Source organism: Arthrobacter citreus, from assembly GCF_038405225.1.
Lineage (GTDB): Bacteria > Actinomycetota > Actinomycetes > Actinomycetales > Micrococcaceae > Arthrobacter_B > Arthrobacter_B citreus_A.
Genome location: NZ_CP151657.1, coordinates 3,196,006 through 3,217,697, shown reverse-complemented (window position 1 = coordinate 3,217,697; position 21,692 = coordinate 3,196,006). Strand labels below are relative to the sequence as shown.

Annotated in this window: 23 protein-coding genes; 9 read left to right on the top strand and 14 right to left on the bottom strand. The window is 65.7% G+C overall.

Annotated elements, in window-relative coordinates; all coding sequences use genetic code 11:
- Positions 1–277: 277 nt before the first annotated feature.
- Both AAE021_RS14810 and AAE021_RS14805 read left to right on the top strand, forming a co-directional pair.
- On the top strand, positions 278–3,961 hold the full coding sequence (locus AAE021_RS14810) for a thioester domain-containing protein (protein WP_342023076.1): 3,684 nt from the start codon (positions 278–280) through the stop codon (positions 3,959–3,961).
- A 105-nt stretch (positions 3,962–4,066) separates the two neighbouring features.
- On the top strand, positions 4,067–4,495 hold the full coding sequence (locus AAE021_RS14805; RefSeq protein ID WP_342023075.1) for a CoA-binding protein: 429 nt from the start codon (positions 4,067–4,069) through the stop codon (positions 4,493–4,495).
- Positions 4,496–4,519: 24 nt separating this feature from the next.
- On the opposite strand, the gene AAE021_RS14800 is transcribed toward AAE021_RS14805, so the two are convergent.
- A complete protein-coding gene (locus AAE021_RS14800; protein WP_342023074.1) occupies positions 4,520–5,347 on the bottom strand; it encodes a DUF1206 domain-containing protein in 828 nt (275 codons plus the stop codon).
- A gap of 112 nt (positions 5,348–5,459) precedes the next feature.
- On the opposite strand from AAE021_RS14800, the gene AAE021_RS14795 reads away from it, so the two are divergent.
- Together AAE021_RS14795 and AAE021_RS14790 are read left to right on the top strand one after the other, a co-directional pair.
- Entirely contained in the window at positions 5,460–5,846 is a 387-nt protein-coding gene (locus AAE021_RS14795; RefSeq protein WP_342023073.1) for an MmcQ/YjbR family DNA-binding protein, read from the top strand.
- A complete protein-coding gene (locus AAE021_RS14790; RefSeq protein WP_342023072.1) occupies positions 5,843–6,421 on the top strand; it encodes a DUF1990 domain-containing protein in 579 nt (192 codons plus the stop codon). The genes AAE021_RS14795 and AAE021_RS14790 overlap by 4 nt, the downstream gene beginning before the upstream one ends.
- Here the strand turns inward: AAE021_RS14790 and AAE021_RS14785 are convergent.
- Positions 6,388–6,963: a GNAT family N-acetyltransferase gene (locus AAE021_RS14785; protein ID WP_342023071.1), complete on the bottom strand. Its 576-nt coding sequence runs from the start codon at positions 6,961–6,963 to the stop codon at positions 6,388–6,390. The genes AAE021_RS14790 and AAE021_RS14785 overlap by 34 nt on opposite strands.
- A 229-nt stretch (positions 6,964–7,192) precedes the next feature.
- Between AAE021_RS14785 and AAE021_RS14780 the strand changes: the two genes are divergently transcribed.
- A complete protein-coding gene (locus tag AAE021_RS14780; protein ID WP_342023070.1) occupies positions 7,193–8,188 on the top strand; it encodes a hypothetical protein in 996 nt (331 codons plus the stop codon).
- Between the two features lie 63 nt (positions 8,189–8,251).
- Here the strand turns inward: AAE021_RS14780 and purL are convergent, their stop codons facing one another.
- The 11 genes from purL to AAE021_RS14725 form a co-directional block, all read right to left on the bottom strand.
- Positions 8,252–10,558, bottom strand: coding sequence for a phosphoribosylformylglycinamidine synthase subunit PurL (purL, locus tag AAE021_RS14775; RefSeq protein ID WP_342023069.1), 2,307 nt, complete (start codon positions 10,556–10,558; stop codon positions 8,252–8,254).
- Positions 10,559–11,338, bottom strand: a complete 780-nt coding sequence (gene purQ / locus AAE021_RS14770; RefSeq protein ID WP_425362488.1) for a phosphoribosylformylglycinamidine synthase subunit PurQ — start codon at positions 11,336–11,338, stop codon at positions 10,559–10,561.
- Entirely contained in the window at positions 11,335–11,589 is a 255-nt protein-coding gene (gene purS, locus AAE021_RS14765; protein WP_152220468.1) for a phosphoribosylformylglycinamidine synthase subunit PurS, read from the bottom strand. The genes purQ and purS overlap by 4 nt, the downstream gene beginning before the upstream one ends.
- Positions 11,590–11,746: 157 nt before the next feature.
- Positions 11,747–12,553 (bottom strand): amino acid ABC transporter ATP-binding protein, encoded by an 807-nt coding sequence (locus AAE021_RS14760; RefSeq protein ID WP_342023067.1) that lies wholly within the window; start codon positions 12,551–12,553, stop codon positions 11,747–11,749.
- Positions 12,540–13,208, bottom strand: a complete 669-nt coding sequence (locus AAE021_RS14755) for an amino acid ABC transporter permease (protein WP_342023066.1) — start codon at positions 13,206–13,208, stop codon at positions 12,540–12,542. The genes AAE021_RS14760 and AAE021_RS14755 overlap by 14 nt, the downstream gene beginning before the upstream one ends.
- Before the next feature lie 8 nt (positions 13,209–13,216).
- Positions 13,217–14,026, bottom strand: coding sequence for an amino acid ABC transporter substrate-binding protein (locus AAE021_RS14750; RefSeq protein WP_342023065.1), 810 nt, complete (start codon positions 14,024–14,026; stop codon positions 13,217–13,219).
- A gap of 106 nt (positions 14,027–14,132) precedes the next feature.
- Complete coding sequence (locus tag AAE021_RS14745; protein ID WP_152220460.1) at positions 14,133–14,543, bottom strand: hypothetical protein; 411 nt, start codon at positions 14,541–14,543, stop codon at positions 14,133–14,135.
- A 155-nt stretch (positions 14,544–14,698) separates the two neighbouring features.
- Complete coding sequence (locus AAE021_RS14740; RefSeq protein ID WP_342023064.1) at positions 14,699–15,223, bottom strand: serine protease inhibitor; 525 nt, start codon at positions 15,221–15,223, stop codon at positions 14,699–14,701.
- Positions 15,224–15,254: 31 nt separating this feature from the next.
- Positions 15,255–15,815, bottom strand: coding sequence for an SRPBCC domain-containing protein (locus AAE021_RS14735; protein ID WP_342023063.1), 561 nt, complete (start codon positions 15,813–15,815; stop codon positions 15,255–15,257).
- The gene (locus AAE021_RS14730) at positions 15,758–16,747 is read right to left on the bottom strand and encodes a 3-methyladenine DNA glycosylase (protein ID WP_425362407.1); all 990 of its coding nucleotides are present in this window, start codon (positions 16,745–16,747) and stop codon (positions 15,758–15,760) included. The genes AAE021_RS14735 and AAE021_RS14730 overlap by 58 nt, the downstream gene beginning before the upstream one ends.
- A 38-nt stretch (positions 16,748–16,785) precedes the next feature.
- Entirely contained in the window at positions 16,786–17,250 is a 465-nt protein-coding gene (locus tag AAE021_RS14725) for a MarR family transcriptional regulator (protein WP_342023061.1), read from the bottom strand.
- Positions 17,251–17,332: 82 nt separating this feature from the next.
- On the opposite strand from AAE021_RS14725, the gene AAE021_RS14720 reads away from it, so the two are divergent.
- Complete coding sequence (locus AAE021_RS14720; protein ID WP_152220452.1) at positions 17,333–17,548, top strand: hypothetical protein; 216 nt, start codon at positions 17,333–17,335, stop codon at positions 17,546–17,548.
- A gap of 161 nt (positions 17,549–17,709) precedes the next feature.
- Positions 17,710–18,024, top strand: a complete 315-nt coding sequence (locus AAE021_RS14715; RefSeq protein ID WP_342023060.1) for a hypothetical protein — start codon at positions 17,710–17,712, stop codon at positions 18,022–18,024.
- A 26-nt stretch (positions 18,025–18,050) separates the two neighbouring features.
- On the opposite strand, the gene AAE021_RS14710 is transcribed toward AAE021_RS14715, so the two are convergent.
- Positions 18,051–19,337: an aspartate kinase gene (locus AAE021_RS14710; protein ID WP_152220448.1), complete on the bottom strand. Its 1,287-nt coding sequence runs from the start codon at positions 19,335–19,337 to the stop codon at positions 18,051–18,053.
- A 235-nt stretch (positions 19,338–19,572) separates the two neighbouring features.
- On the opposite strand from AAE021_RS14710, the gene AAE021_RS14705 reads away from it, so the two are divergent.
- On the top strand, positions 19,573–20,559 hold the full coding sequence (locus AAE021_RS14705; RefSeq protein WP_342023059.1) for an ABC transporter ATP-binding protein: 987 nt from the start codon (positions 19,573–19,575) through the stop codon (positions 20,557–20,559).
- Positions 20,556–21,641: an ABC transporter permease gene (locus AAE021_RS14700; RefSeq protein WP_342023058.1), complete on the top strand. Its 1,086-nt coding sequence runs from the start codon at positions 20,556–20,558 to the stop codon at positions 21,639–21,641. Before AAE021_RS14705 ends, AAE021_RS14700 begins: the two co-directional genes overlap by 4 nt.
- Positions 21,642–21,692: the final 51 nt, after the last annotated feature.

Genomic DNA, 21,692 nt, shown 5'->3' with positions numbered 1-21,692 from the left:
CCGTATTTTTCCGCGTCCTCAACGAGTTTCTCCGGGTTGCCGGAAAGGTACATGCTCCGGTTTTCCCGGGTTTTTGCTCCGGAGCAGACGCAGCTTCCAAAAACTTTGCGAGTTGAACAGCCAATATTGCTTGCCGCTCTGGAACGCTGTTGTTGCCTGCCGATATGTTCGGGAACCCCAAGCGTTTCACTGCGCTTTTTGATCTCAACAGAGGCAGGCACACCCTATGAGTTCACAACCACTTTCCGCAGCACACCACGGAGCGCTGAGAAAGCCGTTGCAAGTTACCGGACGCGGCCTGCTGGGGGTGCTCCTGGCGCTGCTGATGGTGGCTGCCCCGCTCGCTTCTCCGGCGTCGGCCAGAATCGAATTTGTGCGGGGGGTCCCGACGGCTAACGGGCCTTACGGCCCCAACACCGACATTGTCATCAGCCGACTGGGGGAGGGGCAGGCCCTGACGGGAGCCCTGCCTCCGGTGGGGACCACGTGGCCGGTCACGACGTACCCGACATCCATCCCGCAAGGCTACGAAACCAATAACCCGAGTTTCGCCGGCGTCATCGTTACCGAGGACATTAACGGCGAAACAACGGCGCCCATGTACTGCATCGATATCCGCACCGAAACCCGTGTCGGGATCGGTTATGAGAACGGCACGTGGGACGAAGCGACCGTGCCCAACATTGGCTACGTCAACCGGATCCTCAACTCGTACTACCCCGCCGTCCCCAACCAGCCGGCGGGGCTGAATAACAATCAGCGGGCGGCAGCCGTCCAGGCGGCCATCTGGTTCTTCAGCGACGGCTACGTCGTGAATCCCCGCAACGCGCTGTACCCGGCCGTCCAAGCGATCGTGAACGCCACGGTCGCCGCCGGCCCCCTTACCGAACCGGACGCGCCGGACATCAGCATCACCCCGGCCACGGCAGCCGGCCCCACTGACGGGGTCACCGGTCCTTACACGGTTGCCGCCGAAGACGCCGCCACAGTGACTGTCAGCGTTCCTGCCGGCTACAGCCTCTACACCGACGCGGCGGGCACCCAGCCGCTGGAAAATCCGGTGCCATCGGGAACCCAGGTGTGGGTCCGCAGCGATACGGGCAGCACGGACCCGGCGATGGTCACCGCGCGGGCGGTGGTCACGGTGCCCACCGGCAACGTCTACCTGTATGACGGCACCAATCCCGACGTGACGGCAGCGCAAAAACTGATTCTGGCCAACACCCGGGACCTGTCCAGCACCGCCACCGCCACCGCGGAATTCTTCGCCGTCGGATCCCTGACGGTCACCAAGACCATTCTCGGCGAAGCAGCCGGCAGCCAAGAAGCGGTCACCATCGCCATCGACTGCGGAACCGGATATCAGTTCACCCTTGAGGTGGAAGCCGGCAGCACCACCGGGGCGTCCCAAACCTTCACCGGGATTCCCGTTGGCAACACCTGCACCGTGACAGAACCCGTCACCGGGGCCACAGACACCGTCCTCGTCAGTACGGCGCTGCCGCAGCCCGTCACTATCGAGGCCGGAACGGCGGCGCAGGCCACGGTCACCGACACCTACACGTTCGCTCCGGGCACCCTGGTGGTGGAAAAGCTATTCACCGGTGAAGCTGCCGGCAACCACGGTGTGGTTGTCCTGCAGGTCGTCTGCGGCACCGCACTGAACACCACGGTGACCATTCCGGCCGGACAGACTGAGCCCTTCACCACGGAATTCGCCGATGTGCCCGCCGGGACGGTCTGCACCGTCACCGAACCAACCACCGGCAGCACCACCGAAGTGACGGCGACGCCCACCCTTCCCGCCGACGTGACGATTCCGGTTGCTGACAGCGTGACCAGCACGGTCAGCAACGACTACACCTATAACCCCGGCGTCATCGCGGTCAACAAGGTCATTGCCGGTGCCGCGGCCGGGCAGCAGGGCGACGTGGTGCTCTCGCTGACCTGCACCAGCGCCGGCACCACCGTGTTCAGCCAAACCATTACCATTCCCGCCGGTTCCACCGACACCATTCGGAACGAATATCCAGGTGTCCCCGCGGGCGCCACCTGCACCGTGGTGGAAACGTCCACCGGCGCCACCACCGCCGTCGGCGTCGTCACGGAAAGCACCGGAGACGTAGTTATTCCACCCGCCGGCGGCGCGGAAATCACGGTGACCGACACCTACACGCTCAACCCGGGCAGCCTGACCGTAACGAAGGCGCTGGCCGGGCCGGCGGCGGGACAGCAGGGCGCAGTGACCCTGCAGGTGACCTGCACCAGTGACGGAGCCACCGTGCTGAACGAGACCGTTTCACTGGCCGCGGGATCAGCCACCGGTGTTTCCCAGACCTTCACGGACATTCCGGCCAACGCCGAGTGTGATGTTACCGAACCGGCGACCGGTGAAACGGCGACTGTTGCGGTGGATGTGGCGCTGCCGGACACGGTGGTCGTCCCGGCCGGGGGCGCGGCCACCGCAACGGTGACCAACACCTACACCCTCAAACCCGGTGTCCTGCAGGTGTTCAAGACGGTTGACGGCGAGGCAGCGGGCCTTCAAGAGGCGATCACCATCGTTGTCAGCTGCGGACCGGACGGATCGGTTCTGCTCGAAACCTGGAACATCCAGCCGGGCATTACGGGCACCGGAGATGCCCAGTTCCGCAACATTCCGGCAGGAACCGAGTGCACCGTGACGGAAACCAGTGCCGGCACCACGGGCGCCATTTCGGTGGTCACCGTAACACCGGATCCCGTCACCATTCCCGCAGGGGACGTGGTCGAGGCGCAGGTGACCAACACGTATTCCTTCAACCCGGGCACGCTGGCAGTGCGTAAAACCTTTGCCGGCGAGGCCGCGGGTTCCCAGGGAGACGTGCAGCTGCTCGTCGTCTGCACCGACGACGGCGGCACCGTGCTGAATGAGACGGTCAACATCCCGGGCGGCGAAACAGAGACCTTCGAGACGGCCTTTGAGGACCTGCCCGCCGGAGCCGAGTGCACGGTGACTGAACCGGTCACCGGCGCAACGGAAACCGTTGGCGTGCAGACCGATCTGCCGGACCCGGTCACGATTCCGGCCGGTGACGGTGCGGAAGCCGTGGTGGCCAACACCTACACCTTCATCGCCGGTTCGCTGGTGCTGAACAAGGTCGTGGCCGGTGAAGCAGCCGGGGAGCAGGGCGAGATCCAGTTGAACGTCGTGTGCCTCTCCGGTGATGTTGAGGTCCTGAATGAAACGGTCACGGTTGCCGCCGGGACCACGGACCCCAGCGCCTGGACTTTCGACACCGTCCCCACCGGAGCCGAATGCACCGTGACGGAGCCGGTTACCGGTTCCACTGCGGAAGTTGGAGTCACCACGGATCTTCCGGGTGTCCTGACGATCGTGGGCGGCGGCTCGGTGGCGGGAACGGTAACCAACACCTACGGCTTCAACCCCGGAGTTGTCACCGTCACCAAGGCGATTACGGGAGGCGCCGCCGGACAACAGGGTGAGGTCAGGCTCATGCTCCGGTGCGCTATTGGTGAGGACCTGACCCTGGAAACCGAGATCACGGTTCCGTCCGGCTTCACCGGCAGCTACAGCCAGGAAACTCCCGGCGTGCAGGCAGGATCGGAGTGTGTGGTGACGGAGCCGGCAAACGGCAGCAGCGAAACCGTGACCGTGCAGACCACGCTGCCGGATCCGGTTGCAGTGGCGGCCGGCGGTTCAGCCAGCCTCACGGTAACCAATGCCTACACCGTAGTGGAGCCGACTCCGACTCCGACGCCGACGCCGACACCAGCTCCGACGCCGGCGCCAACACCCGCTCCGGAAAAGCCGGAGAAGCCCGGAAAGCGGGGGAAGCTCCCCACAACCGGCAGCGACGGGACGGTTCTGGTGATGTCGGCGGGAGCCGGAGCCCTGGGGCTTGGGGCCTTGCTGCTCCTGGCGGCTAAGCGGCGCCGCGGATCCGGCGAGGATCTGTAGCCGGGTTTCCTCCGCATAACGCCGGGGCTGCGGACACCTCCTCGCGGGTGTCCGCAGCCCCGGCGTAAGCTGGAGCCCCATCACGGCTCCCACAAAGGACGGCACATGGCAGTTGACGGCGCACACGTAAATGACCCGGCGGTAGTCGAGCGCCTGCTTCGGGAGAAGGGCCGGTGGGCCGTCGTCGGGCTGTCCAACAACCCCCTGCGCACGGCGCTGGGGGTGTCCAAGTACATTCAGGACCACCTGGGCATGGAGATCATTCCGGTCAGCCTCAAGGGCGATGACGTCCACGGCAACCAGGGCTACAAGCGGCTCAGCGACATTCCGGGCCCCATCGATGTCGTGGACTGTTTCGTGAACTCGAGCCGTGTTGGTGACGTCGTGGACCAGGCCATCGCCGTCGGCGCCAAAGCGGTGTGGCTGCAGCTGGGCGTTATTGACGAAGCGGCAGCCCGCCGTGCCGAGGACGCCGGCCTGGACGTTGTCATGAACACCTGCCCCGTTATTGAGGCCCCGCACTTCGGGCTCTGAGCCCTCCTGCAGCTTGGAAGCCGCCTACAGCCTGGCGAACCGAGCCCGCAGGATCCCGGTGTAGAGGCCGTAGCAAATGAGGCCAGCACCCACAGCCCCCAGAGCCAGCCAGCCAAAGGGCTGTTCGCGCAGGGCATGCAGGGCGCCGTCGAGACCGCTGGAACGTTCGGGATCGGCGGTGGCTGCGGCAACCATCACCAGGACGCCAAGGATGGCCAGGGAAATACCCTTGGCTATGAATCCCAAAACACCCGTGACGGTGACCGCGCGGTCCCAGGCTCCCGGCGGAACAGCGCGGAGGTCTTTGCGGAAGCGGCGGCTGGCGCCCTTGAAGACGAAGTAACCGCCGACGGCGACGATCCCCAGGCCCACGAGGCCCAGCAGCAGCGCTCCGGCGGGCTGTGCCATGAGCCGGGCGCTCCAACTGGTGGAGCTTTCGCCGCTGTCCGATCCGCCGCCCAGGGCAAACGAACCAAAGGTCACGCCGATGGCGCCGTAGGCAATGGCCTGGCCGGCGGCGGAACCGCGCATCTTCCACAGCTCCTTGTCCTTCAAGCCTCCGCCCTGCAACCAAATCCTGGACAGCTGGAAAAGGGCAAGGGTGAGGCAGCCCAGGAAGCAGACCCAGAGCAGCACCAGCCCGCCCGGCTGCCCGGACAGTGCCGACACCGCACCGGAGGAATCGGCGTCGCCGCTGCCTCCGGAGGCGATCCGCAGTGCAATGACTCCGATGAGCAGATGCAGCAGCCCGCTGGCGGCGTAACCGACGCGGGCAGCGCGTTCAAAGCTCTTGGAATCGGCGGCCTTCGCGGCGGCCGACGCCAGCCGGTCCCCGTGTCCTGTGCGAGCCAAAGTGTCCTCCGTGTTTCGGGCGCCCACTCGGGGTGAGCGCCGGGTTGAGATGCGGGTGCTCCCATCCTGTCACTTGTGGCGCCTGCGTGCTGCGGCGGACTAGGCTCGATGGATGGACGAGGCAGAGGTTAGGCGGGTGTGCCTGCAGTTCCCGGGGGCCTATGAGGACTTTCCGTTCGGCCCGGATGCGTCAGTGTTCAAGGTGCAGGCCTCGGGCGGAAAAGCGAAGATGTTTGCCCTGTGCTGGCTGGGCGGCTCACCACTGACCATCAGCCTCAAATGCGAACCGGAGCTGGCGCTGCAGCTGCGCGCCGCCCATTCCCAGATCAACGGTGCGTGGCACATGAACAAGAAGCACTGGAACTCGGTGCGGCTCGACGACGGCCTGGACGTTGACCTGGTGCAGGACCTCGTGGAGGACTCCTACGATCTGGTGGTGGCCTCGCTGCCGCGGCGGGACCGGGAATCGCTGATGTGGAAAGGGCTGGCCGGCGGGTGATCCGCGGCCTGAGTTATCCGGATTCCGGCTACACCCGCCGGCCCTATCCCCAGCCGCTGACGCACCGCTGGCCGGAGGGATACCGGCTGGTCCTGCGGCGGGAACGGCTGGACGTTGCGGATCCGGCGGCAGGATTCCTCCGCCTGGCCAACGGCATCCTGAACTGGGACCTGCACCGGCTGTCCGGGCTCCGGGTTGCGGCGCGGACACCCCGCGCGGCTGCGGGCGTGGAGATGTCCTCGGGAGTCGGGCTGGGTCCGCTGCGGTATTACGCCCCCTGCCGCGTGCTGTGGGCCGAGGAACCCGAAGTCGACGACGGCGGCGTTCCCATAGCGGGGCAGCGCGCCGGGTTTGGTTACGGCACCCTCAAAGGACACCCGGAACAGGGTGAGGAGGGCTTTTACGCCGAGCTGGACGGCGAGGGAAAGCTGGCCTTCCGGGTGGCGGCGTACAGCAGGCCCGCCAACCGGCTGATAGCCGCCGGAGATTTCGCCAACCGTGCCGTGCAGGGGTTCATCACGCGGCGGTATGTCGCGGCAGCCTACACGTTGGCTTCGGGCAGCGCAGCTGCCTGAAGGATGAAGCCCAGCCCCATGCCCGGAGTCTCGACGGGGAGGAATCCGGCCGTGAGCAGCAGTGCCTGGGATGCGTCGTTTTCGGGCTCCGTGTAGGCGATGACCCGCGACACCGCATCCTGGTCCAGGGCGTGCCGTGCCAGCGTGGTGAGCGCTTCGGTGGCGTAGCCCTGGCCGCGCCGTGACGGGACGATGCTGTAGCTGACCTCAACGTCCCCTTCTTCGGGCAGCAGCAGGAAGCCGATGGTCCCCACCACCTGGTCCGTTGAGCGTTCGCGGATGAGGCGGGTGCTCAGGGCCTTTTCCACGGTGCTCAGGCCCGCTTCGAAGAACTGCCGGGCGGCGTCGTGGTCAGTGGGCTGTGGAAAATCCGGGGCCCAGTCCGGGAGCCGGGACTGGACGATCAGGGCGTCCAGCTCCGCGGCGGTGATGGGAGTCAGCTGCAGCCGCTCGGTGGAAAGCCCGGCCGAAGCGCTGGCGGGACCGGTGGCCGGGACGGGGGGTTCCGCGGCCGATGCTGTGTGGTCAGGGGTCAAGGTCACTGGCTAATTGTCCACGCCCGCGCCGGATTTACCGCAATTTCGTGACCAGTATCTTTTTCGCGTCCCGGGCCGACTCTTCGCGCGCCCCCTTCCCGCGACGGCCCAGCTCCTGTTCCCGCGAACTGGCAGAAAGTGCGCTTCCCAGCCCTGAAACGTGCACTTTCAGCCAGTTCGCGGGAGGGTGTGGATAGCCGCTGCAGAGGAAATGCGAAAGGGCCATTCTTCTCGCATGCGTATTCCTGAACCGTTGCCCCAGGGGTTGACTGCTGGCCCTTTCACCGTCAGTGAGGCAGATGCGTCCGGCATTTCCCGCGGCCGACTGCGGCACGCCCGGATTACCCGCCTGAGCCGGTCCATCCGGTGGGTGGATTCCCAGGACCTGGCCGACCTGCAAAGCATGCCCCCGCAACGCCGCTACCGGGCATTCACCCAAGTGACTCCCTATTCCGTCGCATCCCACTACTCCGCGGCCGAAGTCTGGGAGTTTCCGATGCCGCACTTCGCCGACGACGGCATGCTGCACATTACGAGGCTCACCGGCATGTCTCCGCAGCGGCGTGGAGGAGTCAGCGGACACACCGGACAAATGTTCGCGGGGGAGATCTGTGTCGTGGACGGACTGTCGCTGACATCGAGGGAACGGACATGGCTTGACCTGGCCCAGCGTCTGACCGTCCCGGATCTCACAGTCATAGCAGACCATTTGATCCGCATCCCCCGTCCCGAGTATGAAAACAGGACGGCGCCGTATGCCACCAAGGAGTCTTTGCAGGAGGTCATCGACCGGCATACCGGCAAACGGGGGATCCGGAAGGCCAGGCTGGCCTTGGACCTGAGCCGTATGGGAGCGGATTCGCCTCCGGAAACGCTGCTTCGGCTGGCGCTGGTGGACGCAGGGCTGCCCGAACCGCTGGTGAATGCGCCGGTTCCTGATACTGCGGGCAATATGCACCATCAGCCGGACCTTTCCTACCCCGAATACAGGGTGGCCGTGGAGTATGAGGGCGCGGGGCACTCCGAACCCGGTCAGGTGGAACGGGACATCAGCCGCGAGGAACGGATCCGGGCGCTGGGCTGGACCGAGGTTCGAATATCCCGGCGGCATATGGCCGACGGCGGCGGGCCTGCCGTTAACAAGGTCCGGTCAGCGCTGATTGCTGCAGGTTGGCGTCTCGGCCCTGCGGAGGCTTCCCGAAATGGCAGACAGTGCGGCTCTCAGGGCTGAGAACCGCACTGTCTGCCATCTCGGGGGACGTCCTTTGACGGGGCAGGGGGAGGGAAGAGAGGGTTAGCCGAAGTGCTTCGGCAGGGTCCCCTCGTAGGCTTCCTTCAGCTCCGACAGCGGCAGCGAGAAGTGGCCCTGGAAGTCCAGGGCGCCAATCTCGGTATCCACCACGCCAATCCGCATGTGGGCGTAGCCGCGGGCACCGCACATGTCCTTGAACCGGACCTCTTCGCTGCGGGCCACGGAGACCAGGGCGCGGGACTGAGTTTCGGAGAACAGCAGGGTGAACAGGTCCACGCCGTCGCGCTCACAGACTTCATCCAGCCCGATCCGGGCCCCGACGCCGAAGCGCAGCGCCATTTCGGACAGTGCCGCAGCGAGGCCGCCCTCGGAGAGGTCGTGGGCGGCGTCAATCATGCCGTCACGGGAGGCGTTGACCAGCAGTTCGCCGAGCAGCTTTTCGCGCTGCAGGTCCACAGCCGGCGGCCGGCCGCCCAGGTGTCCGCGCAGGTTCGCGAATTCCGAGCCGTCCAGCTCGTCCTTCGTGACGCCCATCAGGTAAATCGCCTGCCCGTCTTCACGCCAGCCCGACGGCGTGCGGCGCGCGACGTCGTCGAACACTCCCAGCACGCCCACCACGGGGGTGGGGTGGATGGCGACGCCGCCGGTCTGGTTGTACAGCGACACGTTGCCGCCGGTGACCGGGATGCCCAGCTCCTGGCAGCCGTCCGCCAGGCCGCGGACGGCCTCGGCGAACTGCCACATGACCTCGGGATCCTCGGGGGAGCCGAAGTTCAGGCAGTCGGACACGGCCAGCGGTGTTGCCCCGGACGTGGCGACGTTGCGGTAGGACTCGGCCAGGGCCAGCTTCGCGCCCTCGTACGGGTCCAGGTAGGCGTAACGGCCGTTGGCGTCGGTGGAGATGGCAACCCCGAGCCCGGTGGTTTCATCCACGCGGATCACGCCGGCGTCGTCGGGCATGGCCAGTGCGGTGTTGCCCTGCACGTAGCGGTCAAACTGATTGGTGACCCAGGATTTGTCGCACATGTTCGGCGACGCCATCAGTTCCAGGATGGTCTTCTTGACCGCTTCGCTGCCGAACGGACGGGTTTCGGCGAAGGAATCCGCCTGCAGCTTGTCCTGGCCTTCGGGGCGGTGGAACGGGCGGTTGTACACGGGGCCTTCGTGGGCCACGGTCTTGGGGTCGACGTCGACAATGGTTTCGCCGGCCCAGTCGATGACCAGGCGTCCGGTGCCGGTGACCTCGCCGAGCCAGGAGTACTCCACGTTCCACTTGGCCATGATCGCTTCAAACGCCTCGACGTTCTCCGGCGTCACCACGGCCATCATGCGTTCCTGCGACTCGGACATCAGGATTTCGCCCGGGGTCAGGGTGGGATCGCGCAGCAGCACATTGGTCAGCTCCACGTGCATGCCGCCGTCGCCATTGGAGGCGAGCTCCGACGTCGCGCAGGAAATGCCGGCAGCCCCCAGGTCCTGGATGCCCTCGACCACGGAGGCCTTGAACAGTTCCAGGCAGCACTCGATGAGGACCTTTTCGGCGAACGGGTCGCCCACCTGCACCGCGGGGCGCTTGGACGGCTTGGTGGAATCGAAGGACTCGGAGGCCAGCACCGAGGCGCCGCCAATGCCGTCGCCGCCGGTGCGCGCGCCGAAGAGCACCACCTTGTTCCCGGTGCCGGAGGCGTTGGCCAGGCGGATGTCCTCGTGGCGCATGACGCCCACGGCCAGTGCGTTGACCAGCGGGTTGCCCTGGTAAACGGAGTCGAAGACCAGCTCGCCGCCGATGTTCGGCAGGCCGAGCGAGTTGCCGTAGCCGCCGATGCCGGAGACGATGCCGTGCACCAGCCGGGCGGTGTCGGGGTGGTCGATGGCGCCGAAACGCAGCGGATCCATCACGGCGACCGGGCGGGCGCCCATGGAGATGATGTCGCGGACAATGCCGCCGACGCCGGTCGCGGCGCCCTGGTAGGGCTCCACAAAGGAGGGGTGGTTGTGGGATTCGACCTTGAACGTCACGGCCCAGCCATCACCGATGTCCACGACGCCGGCGTTCTCGCCGATGCCGACCAGCAGGTGTTCCTTCATCTTCTCGGTGACCTTGTCACCGAACTGCTTCAGGTGCACCTTGGAGGACTTGTAGGAGCAGTGCTCGGACCACATGACCGAGTACATTGCCAGTTCCGCGGCGGTGGGGCGGCGGCCCAGGATTTCGACGACGCGGTTGAACTCGTCTTCCTTCAGGCCCAGTTCGGCCCAGGGAAGCTGCGTTTCAGGAGTGGCGGCTGCGTGTTCGACGGTGTCGATACGGAATTTCTTCGCCTCGGTGGAGGCTGCGGAAACGGTCATTTATTTGCCTCCGGCAACGAGCGAGGTGAGTACTGAAGTGAAGATGCCCAGGCCGTCGGTGCCGTAACCCAGCCCGACTTCGCCGTAGGCGGAGGAATCCGGGCCGAACCCGGCCTCGACGGCGTGCTCCGGGTGCGGCATGAGCCCGACGACGTTCCCGGCGGCGTTGGAAATGCCGGCAATGTTCCGGCGCGAGCCGTTCGGGTTGACGCCGTCGTAGCGGAACACCACGCGGCCTTCGCCCTCGAGCTCGTCCAGCGTCTTTTCGTCGGCGACGTACTGGCCGTCCTGGTTTTTCAGCGGAATGACCATGCCGGAATCCTTGGCGTACGCGGATGTCCAGGCCGTGGTGTTGTTTTCCACGCGCAGCAGCTGGTCCGCGCAGGAGAACTTCAGGTGGTTGTTCTTGATCATCGAGCCGGGCAAAAGGTGCGCCTCGGTGAGGATCTGGAAACCGTTGCAGATGCCCAGCACGGGCATGCCGCCGTTCGCCGCATCCACCACCTTGTCCATCAGCGGGGCGAAGCGGGCAATGGCGCCGGCGCGCAGGTAGTCGCCGTAGGAGAAGCCGCCGGGAATGATGACGGCGTCCACGGACTGCAGGTTGGCTTCGTTGTGCCACAGCCCGACGGCGGTGCCTCCGGCGAGGGTCACCGCACGGGCGGCGTCGCGGTCGTCGAGGGTGCCGGGAAAGGTGATGATGCCGATCCGGATGGCCCGCAGCTCGTCATTGGCGGGCGCAGCGGCGAAATCGCCGATCAGGGGAGTGCTCAAGGTCAGGCCTCCGGGATTACTTCAACGCGGGTGACGTCCTCGATGACGGGGTTGGACAGCAGCGTGGCAGCCGCAGTGCGGGCCTGTTCGAGGATTTCCGGTGTGACGTCGCCGTCAACGGTCAGCTCGAAGCGCTTGCCCTGCCGGACTCCGGTGAACCCGGTCAGGCCCAGCCGGGGAAGGGCGCCGGCGATGGCCTTGCCCTGGGGATCGAGGATTTCGGGTTTGGGCATGACGTCAACAACGATCCGGGGCATCCGGGCAACTCCTGTGAGAGAAATGGGTGGCCGCGGACCCTGCCGTCTCACGCTGATTCAGCGCTCCGCGAGCTTGCACCTCCCAGTCTAGCGGCGAATTCCGCGCCAGTCCTTTCGTGTCTTTCAGGGGTCACGAACAGCCCCTTCGCCGGGGCCGCTAGTGATCCAGCAGCCGCTGCACGAATTGGCGGGTGCGCTCCTGTTTCGGGGACGTAAGAACCTCCGAGGGCGGCCCCTCCTCGACCACGACGCCTCCGTCCATAAAGATGACGCGGTCCGCCACATCGCGTGCGAAGCGAAGCTCGTGCGTGACAAGGAGCATTGTCCAGCCCTCGGCTGCGAGTTCACGGATGGCCTCCAGGACCTCACCCACGAGCTCCGGATCCAGTGCGGAGGTGGGCTCGTCAAAGAGCAGCAGCCGCGGCTTCAGGGCGAGCGCGCGGACAATGCCCACCCGCTGCTGCTGGCCGCCGGAGAGTTCGTAGGGGTAGGCGTCGCGTTTGTCGGCCAGTCCCACCCGCTCCAGCAGGGCCAGCGAATCTGCGGAGGCTTCCTCCCGGGAGCGCCGCTGCACCCGGACCGGCCCCTCCATCACGTTTTCCAACACCGTGCGGTGCGGAAACAGGTTGTAGTGCTGAAACACCATGGCACTGTGTTCCCGCAGTCCCGACACCGTGCGGCGCGAAGGTTTGCTGCCGAAGTCCACCGCCGCCCCTTCGGCAAACTGCACCGTCCCCGAGTCCGGCACCTCCAAGCCGTTGAGGCAGCGCAGGACGGTGGTTTTGCCTGATCCGCTGGGTCCAATCAGTGCAACCACTTGGCCGCGCCGGATGTCCAGGTCGATGCCCTTGAGCACCTCGACGGCGCCGAAGCGCTTGTGCAGGTCCCGGACGGCCAGGACGTCCGCCGCAGCAGCCCGTCCCTTCCCGCTGGTGAGTTCATCTGAGCTGTCACTTGGCGACATGGCGGTCCAGCCTCCTTTCAAGGGCTGATTGTCCCGTGGACAGGACAAGGCAGATCATCCAATAGATGACGGCGGCCTCAATGTAGAGGGCCATAAACTCCCGGCTGAAGGCCGCTATTTCCTGTGCCTGCCGGAAGAGCTCAGTGACGAGGATCAGCGAGGCGAGGGACGTGTCCTTGACCAAGCTGATGAAGGTGTTTGAGAGCGGCGGCACCGATACCCGTGCCGCCTGGGGAAGGATCACGCGGATGAGCGTCTGCGCGGGAGACATCCGGATGGTGTACGCCGCTTCCCACTGGCCGCGCGGGACCGAAAGGATGGCAGCCCGGATGACTTCTGCCGCGTAGCCGCCCACGTTGAGGGAGAAAGCGATGACGGCGCTGGGCCAGGAGGGAACCACCACACCGATGGACGGCAGCCCGTAGAAGATGACGAAGAGCTGCACCAGCAGGGGGGTTCCCCGGATAATCGACACGTAGACGCGGGCAATCCCGGAGAGGATCCGCACCTTGGACAGGCGCATGAGGGCAACGCCGAGCGCAATGGCCAGACCCAGGACAAACGAGACCAGGGCCAGCGGAATGGTGCCCTTCACCGCTCCTTCCAGCATCGGCAGGAAGGAGCGCAGAACAAGGTCCCACGTCGACTCATCCATGCGCGGAGCTACTCGGAGACGTTCTCGCCGAAGTACTTCTCCGAGATCTCGGCGAGCGTTCCGTCAGCGCGCAGTTCGGACAGCGCTTCGTTGACGGCGTCGCGCAGTTCAGTGTTGCCCTTTGCGAAAGCGAACGCCGAAAGGGCCGGATCGTCGGTTTCGGCCGCGACCTCAAGCGGTGCGTCCGGAGTTTGCTGCATATAGTCGAGGAAAGTCAGTTTGTCGTTGACCGTTGCATCCACACGGCCCTGCTCGAGCAGGGCGACCGCCTGCGCCCAGCCTTCCACCGCCTCGACGTTTGCTCCATTGTCCTTGGCAAGCGTGTACCAATTGCTGGTCAGGGACTGTGCGGTGGTCTTGTCCTTGAGATCCGCGAAGGAGCTGATCGACGTTTCGCCGGCAGGCACCACGATCACGCCCGGGCTCACGGTGTACGGCTCCGAGAACTCGTACGATTCCTCGCGCTGGGGGTTAATGGAGACCTGGTTGGCGATCATCGCGAAGCGGTTGGCTTCCAGCCCGGCGAAGATGGCGTCCCACTGGGTCTCTTCGAACTTCACCTCAACACCGAGCTTCTCCGCTACCGCCTCGGTGATCTCGACGTCGTATCCGGTGAGATCACCCGCGCCGTCGGCGTGGAAGCTGAACGGGCGGTACGTGCCCTCCGTCCCCACCACAATGGTGCCCGCCTCCTGGACGGCCTCAAGTCCGGTTGCAGCCGTGGCCTCTGAGCCGGCATCGCCTGATCCGCAGGCGGCCAGGCCCAGGGAAGCAGCGGCAGCCAGTGCAAGTGCTGCGAGGGTCTTATGCGTGCGCATGTGTCTCCTAAGGGGTCTGGCTGCCACGTTACGCACTGCCGGCGGATCTCCACAGGGGACATTACGCCGTGTGTAGATCCGCCGGAAGGACAATTGCGGGACCCGCTTAGGCGGGAACGCCCATCTGGAACCCGCAGCGGCACCGCAGCACTGTGGTGTCCAGCTGCACCTCGGGAACCACGATGTTGTCCGGTCCGGTGTAGACGGGTTCAAAAATGGACACTGAGGTGGTGTCCTTGGGCTGCATGGGCTCACCGCAGTGCAGGTATTCCATGACCGCACTGTCCTTGTTCATCCGGCGGGCCCATACGGGGGAGTGCCGGACCGGATGCCCGTAAAAGCGGTCGCATTCCGAGCAGGTGTAACTGATTTCCAGAAACTCCGCTGCGTCTTCGCCAACGGCCGGTTCCACGGATTCAATGATCAGGAATTCATCCGTCCCGCAGTGAGTGCACCACGGGACGTAGGGTTCCGGGGCCGGGTCGGCTGCACCTTCGGGTCTCGCTTGCGTTGACATAATCGTTCCTCCAGTTCAGGTCCGGACGGAGAACTCCATCGCCCAGAACAGGTAGTAAGTATGCTTACTCAGTTTACGCAAGTGGTTCCGGGACAGACAAGTCCGGCGAAAAAAGTTCCCGGGCCAGAGGGCAGGGGCTGCCGGCGGAGGTTCGGTTAGAGGGCGCCTGCGGCGGGGCCGAGCAGTCCGGCAAGGCTTTCCCAGCGGCCGATTTCGCAGCCGTTGGACAGCGAGAACTCACGATCCACGGCGGCACCGTTGAGCGTGCCGCTTACATGCGCCCGCTGGGGGCCCGTGATGATTTGGGTGCACATGAGATTGGGGTCCAGAGGGGCGAACGCTTCCGTACCCCGGGTGGCCAGCGCAGCGCAGGCGGCGGCCGGGTCAGGGGCTCCGGAGTCGCCCACGGGGGTTTCGCCGTCGCACTCGAGTGAATACGTGTCGGTGACGTCGGTGCCCTCCGCGCGGAACTCCACGGTCAGGGATGTGGTGGCCGGTGACGACGGAGCTGCCGCGGGGCCTGAGGCTGAGGGACTTGAGGATGCCGGGCTCGACGGCGTCGTGTTCGACGCGGACGGGGATGCCGGTTCGGACGGCTCGCTGCCGCCGGAACTTCCGCATCCGGCGAGGGCCATGACGGTGATCGCGGGAATCAGCAGGTAACGGAACGGACGGAGCATGGTGAGACCTCCAGCTAGGGTGGGTCCCAGCCTAGCCTGACGTCCCGGGAACCTGTCCGGGGTTTTCGTCCGGGGTCCCGCCCGAATCGGCAGCGGCCCGTGCCTGCGCCAGGAAGTAGGGCCCCTGGCCGGGGTAATAGTCATCAAACTCGGGGGCGGTTCCGCCGGTGAGGGCCGCCGTCATCCGGTCAAGATAGTATTCCCAGCCCGGGCCCACGCTCTCGGCGGCGAGCGGGTCTTCCAGGTGGTGGATGAAATCCAGTTGGGTACCGCCTGACCGCGGGCTGAACCGGACCTCCAGGTCCCAGCTGCCGTATTCGTCCTCGACCAGGAGGCGGAGCAGCTCCGGTGCGGCGCATTCGGAAACCGTCACCCGGCTCCATGGCAGCCCGTCCTCGTAAAGCATCTGCAGGTCAACGCTTTCACCGCGGGCGGGGGTCCCCTCCCACCGCCCAAACCACTGTGCGGCCTGGACCGGATTGGTAAAACTGTTCCACAGCGCCGACGGCGGCTCGATGAAGTTTCGGGTCAGCGTCAGGTCGTAGGCCTGTTCCCCGGTGCGGCTGATCCGGCCTGTGGGTTCTGGTTGCATAGCTGCTCCTGAAGGGGGTCCAGCAGGCCAAGGATGCGGGCCCGCAGCTGTTGCGATTCCTCGCTGAAGGCGCGTTGAGCGCTAGCATACATTCCGCGCCCGGCCGGCGTCTCCACCGGCAGGGGACTGTAGCCCCAGTCCTGCAGATCATAGGGGGACGCGCGCATGTCCATGATCCGGATTCGCCAGGACAGCTCGAAGCAGTCCATCACCAAAGCGCTGGGCAGCAGCGGGACCAGTTTGTAGGTCCACTTGTACAGGTCCATGTTCGCGTGCAGGCATCCCGGCTGTTCCAGCTCGGACTGATTTTCCCGGGTGGGGGTGAGCTCGTTCAGCGGAACGGCCTGGGGCGTGTAGAAGCGGAAAGCATCAATGTGCGTACAGCGGATCCGGCTCTTCTCCACCAGCTGATCGGTTCCCTCAGCGCCCAGGCGCAGCTTGAGGTAGTCATGCCGGATGCCGTTTTCTTCGGACTTGTAGGCCATGGCCCATTCATGCATGCCGAAGCAACCCAGGGACGGCTTCCGGGCTGCCGTGCGGGATAGCAGCAGGCGGGTGAAGTCGACGGCGCCGCCCCGGGCTGCGATAAAACCGTCGATGTCCACGGTGACCGCTGCGGTGCTGCTGTCCAGCCCCTCCCGCTCCAGCTCAGGTTCTGTCAGGGAGCGGTAAAACTTCCACTGCGTCCGCTCCGCCGCAGCATCACCGGTCAGCACAACGCCGGCGCCGGGATGCCAGCGCAGCAGCTGGCCGGGTTTCTGGGAGTAATAGGTAAAGAGGAAATCCTCCACCGGGTGCTTCCGCCCGGCTGAGCGGCGCTCGAGGAAGCCGTCCACGAAGGGATGCACGCGCTCGCTGTGCCGCCGGCTCAGCGGCAGCCACTGGTCCTCCGTCAGGACAGTTGAAAAGGGGGAAGGGGTCACGGTTCCCATTATCCCGGTCCGCGGTGGTTCCGGCTGCTTCCCGCCGGCTATCCGGCACTCCCGGCGTCAGCGGGGGCAGCCTGCGCGGCTGCGATCAGCCGGCGCATGGTGTCATTGAGTTCCTGCACCTGCCCGCGGTTCAGGCCCAGCCTGGCCATCATGGTTCCCGGAATCTCTGCGGCGTCCCGGCGCAGGTCCAGGCCGGCTTTCGTCAGAGCGACGGCCAGGGACCGGTCGTCCCCCGGTGCCCTGTTCCGGGTAAGCAGTCCAGCTGTTTCCAGCCGCTTCAGCATTGGCGAGAGGGTGGCCGGATCCATGGCCAGGGCGTTGCCCAGGCTGCGGACACTGCGGGGGCTCTGCTCCCAGAGCGCGAGCATGACCAGGTACTGCGGGTGGGTCAGCCCGAGATTCTCGAGCACCGGCTTGTAGGCGCCCACCACGCTGCGGGAGGCCACGGAGAGAGCAAAGCAGAGCTGATGTTCCAGCAGGAGATCCTCGTCAGCTTGGTCCATTGTCCGCTCCCTCTCATCATTAGTGCACTAATCATTAGCGTACTATGGCAGAAGGAGTAGTCGCTGCGGAAAGGTGCTGGACATGGCGGACAAAGAGAGCTTTACCTCGAAATTCATGCGGACCACCGGCAAGGTCCGGATGATTTTCGGCCCTGCCCAGACCAGTTCCCTGGACCATCCCATGACTGAGGAAAACCAGCAGCTGCTCAAGGAACAGCAGGCACAGGAAAAGGCCCTGTGGGAGACGGTTACCCGAGCCGACGGCAGCAGCTACATCGTTCCGCGCCAGCCGGAGTAAGTTCGGCCCGCCGGCGCCGGAGCCCCGGCGCCTTGGATATCGAAGTCCAAAGAGTTTTTGCGCAGACCCCTCGTCAGGGGGTTTCCGAAGCGTACGGTTGATGAACCCCCGGAGCCCTCACCCAGGGATTCCTCCGGCCTCGACCGCACAAGGAATTCTCCATGAGCGATGAAATTATGCCCCGGCCCGCACCCGCCACGCATGGAGGGGGACCGCTGGGCAGGCTGGCCCATATGGTGTCCGTCTTTTACGGGGATGCGGAACGGGACCGGGTCACCGAACCTGTCCGGCACCTTCATGATCCGGTGGAGGACGAGATTGACCGGCAATTGGCGTCCATCAGCGTGGAAACCGACACCGGCGGCCGGCACTACGGTGTCCGCAGGACGTTACCGGTGGAGCCAAACCCGGCGGGACCGGCAGTAACCTACCGGTATTTTGCCAATCGGCCGCCGCTGAACGCCCCCGAACTCTGAGGAACGCCGCTTAGCTTCCCCCGGTGTTAGCGCCCGGTGCCGCCGTAAACGGTGGCCTCGTCGTCGCCGTCGAGCCCAAACGCCGCGTGGACCGCGCGGACCGCGGTGTCCAGGAGCTTGGCGTCGGTGACGACAGAGATGCGGATCTCCGACGTGGAAATCATGTCGATGTTCACGCCGGCATGATGCAGGGCTTCGAAGAAGCGGTGTGACACGCCGGGATTGGACCGCATGCCGGCGCCGATCAGCGACAGCTTGCCAATCTGCTCGTCGTAATCAACCGTGTCGAAGCCGACCTCTTCCTTGGCCGCATTCAGGGCGTCGATGGCGTCCTTGCCGTCAATGATCGGCAGCGTGAAGGAAATGTCAGTCTTTCCCGAGCCCTGGGTCGACACGTTCTGCACGATCATGTCGATGTTGGAGTTGGCTCCGGCCACAATGCCGAAGATCTCCGCTGCCTTGCCGGGGATGTCCGGGACGCCGATCACGGTGACCTTGGCCTCCGAGCGGTCATGTGCAACACCGGAAATGATGGGCTGTTCCAAGGGTTCTCCCTCTTGAATCTTGATCTTGTCGTCGGGGCTGGGCAGGACCCAGGTTCCCTCATGCTGGCTGAAGGAGGACCGCACGTGCAGCGGCACGCCGAAGCGGCGGGCATACTCCACGCAGCGCAGATGCAGGATTTTGGCGCCCGAGGCGGCCAGCTCCAGCATTTCCTCGCTGGAGATTGTGTCAATTTTCTGTGCGGACGAGACCACGCGGGGGTCCGCCGTGTAGATGCCGTCCACGTCGGTGTAAATCTCGCAGACATCCGCGCCCAGCGCTGCGGCCAGGGCGACGGCGGTGGTGTCCGAACCGCCGCGGCCCAGGGTGGTGATGTCGTGGCTGTCCCGGCTCATGCCCTGGAATCCGGCAACGATGGCGACGTCGCCCTTTTCGATTGCCGTCTTGATCCGGTGCGGCGAGACATCGATGATGCGTGCCTTGCCGTGGATGGCGTCGGTGATCATGCCCGCCTGGCTGCCGGTGAAGGACTGGGCGGAACCGCCCAGTTCATTGATCGCCATGGCGAGCAGCGCCATGGAGATGCGTTCCCCGGCGCTCAGGAGCATGTCCATCTCGCGGGCGTTGCCGCCGCTGGTGATCTGTCCGGCCAGGTCCAGCAGCTCGTCAGTGGAATCGCCCATGGCGGAGACCACAACGACCACCTCGTTGCCTGCGGCATGGGTGTCCACCACACGCTTGGCGACGCGCTTGATGCCTTCGGCGTCCGATACGGAGGACCCGCCGAATTTTTGCACTATCAGGCTCATGCGTACACGCTCTCTGCATCACTTCCGGTTGTTGCCCGGCGACATCCTCGGCGCGGTGCATCTGATTTCTTTCCCCGGGACTCCGGGGAGCCGGGCCGCAAATCCTGCGGCCAATCAGCAAAAGTCTATCGCTGCTGCCGTTCCGGGCCGAAATACCGCCGGACATATGAACTTAACGTCACGTTCGGGCGAGTCCGGCGGCACTGTTCCGGCCGCCGGCTCCTAGGGTGGGGCCATGGCCAACGGTGAGCCCGCGGAGAACCCCGGGATGAACAAGGCGCGCAGCGGTTCCGCCGGCGTGCGCGCAGGGGTGAGCGCCCTGGGAGTCCGGCGCCGGTTCGGCGCTGTGGAGGCGGTGCGGGGCATGGACTTCACGGCTCCGCCTGGAGCGGTGACGGCCCTGATTGGCCCCAACGGGTCCGGCAAGACCACGCTCCTGCTGATGCTGGCATCGCTGCTGGCGCCCGACGCCGGAGAGGTGCGGATCGGTGGTTTCGACCCGACCGTCGATCCCGGGCAGGTCCGCAGCCGGGTGGGCTGGATGCCGGACACCCTGGGCAGCTGGGATTCGCTGACCGCCACCGAGATCCTGATGGCCATGGGCGCCTTTTACGGAATGACCGGTCCGGCGGCCCGGGCCCGCGCGGCCGAGCTGCTGGACACGGTGCACCTGAGTGATCTGGCGGACAAGCCAGCGCGGGTCTTTTCCCGCGGGCAGCAGCAGCGGCTGAGCCTGGCGCGCTCCCTGATCCATGATCCTGAGGTTCTCCTGCTGGATGAGCCGGCGTCAGGGCTGGACCCCGGATCCCGGGTGGATCTGCGGGTGCTGCTGCGCAGGCTCGCCGGTGAGGGGAAAACCGTGGTGGTCTCCTCGCACGTGCTCTCGGAACTGGATGAGATGGCGGACCGTGCCGTGTTTGTGGCGCGGGGCGAGACCGTCACCACCCAGTCACTGGCCGACGCCGGAGCGCAGCCCCGCTGGTACACGGTCCGCGCGCTCGACGAGGGTTCCCTGCTGCGGCAACTGGAAGCGCTGCAGGTTCCGCACCGGATGCAGGGGGATGACCGCAGGCCTGCGGTGCAGGTTCGGCTCACCGGAGAGAACGCCGCTTCAGAGCTGCTGCGCTCCCTGGTCCTGGCCGATATACCGGTCATCGCCTTTGCTCCTGCCGGCGGTGCCCTGGAAGAGACCTACATGAGCTTGGACACCGATCGCCGATGAGCACCCAAAGCACCGCCGCGGCCCCGGGCCCGGCACAACTGCGGCCCCTGAGCGGCATCAGATCCGTCTTTGCCCTGGAAATCAAACAACGCGTCAGGTCCCGCGGCTGGTACATCCTCCTGACCGTATGGTTTGTGGTCATTGGGCTGGTGGCAGCGCTGACCGCGGCAAACGCCTCGGCGTCCGACGGGCCCACGGGGCCGGTGCTCTACGAGCTGATCGTGGGCTTTGTCCTGTTTTTCGGGCTGCTGCTGGCTCCCGCACTGTCCGCCAATGCGGTCAATGGTGACCGCGCCGCCGGGACCCTGGCAATCCTGCAGGTCACCCTCCTGACTCCGGGGCAGATTCTGGCCGGAAAATGGCTGGCCTCATGGGTGGCTTCGCTGGGTTTCCTGGTGGCGAGTCTTCCGTTTTTGATCTGGGGACTGGCACTGGGCGGAGTACGGCCGCTGTCCGCCGTCGTCGCCGTCGTCATGCTGGCCGTGGAACTGGGGATCGTCTGCGCCATTGGACTGGGCGTGTCCGCCATTGCCAACCGCCCGCTGTTTTCCATTGTGGTCACGTACATGCTGGTGGCCCTGCTGGGGCCGGGGACGCTGATCGGTTTCGGGCTGAGCCTGACCCTGGTCCAGGGCACAGTGAAGGCCAACTACCCGACCTACCAGGCCGACGCGCCGCTGACCTCGGATCCGGACCCCGGCCCCGGGTACACCTGTGAGGGGCCGATGGTGGACACCCCGGTGGTGCACACCGAACGGGTGGCCTGGTTCCTGGCGGCCAATCCCTTTGTCATTGTGGCCGATGCCATTCCGCACGAGGAAGCGGATCCGGACCCGTACAACTACACGCCAACCGGGGTTATGCAGGGCATCAGCAGTACGGTGCGGCTGGCCCAGGCCGGACCGGAATACACCCAGCCGTGCGTGAACGGAGAGGTCCAGCCTGCCACTCCGGACACGTTCCCCATCTGGCCGCTGGGTTTGGTGGTCCAGCTCGCGCTGGCCGCCGTACTCCTGGCCTTCGGCCGGCGCCGCCTGGTCACGCCCGTCCGCCGGCTGGCAGCGGGGACCCGGATCGCCTAGCGTTCCGGCGGCCGGAGGGCATCCCGTGGCCCGGCGGGGGTGGTTGGGCCG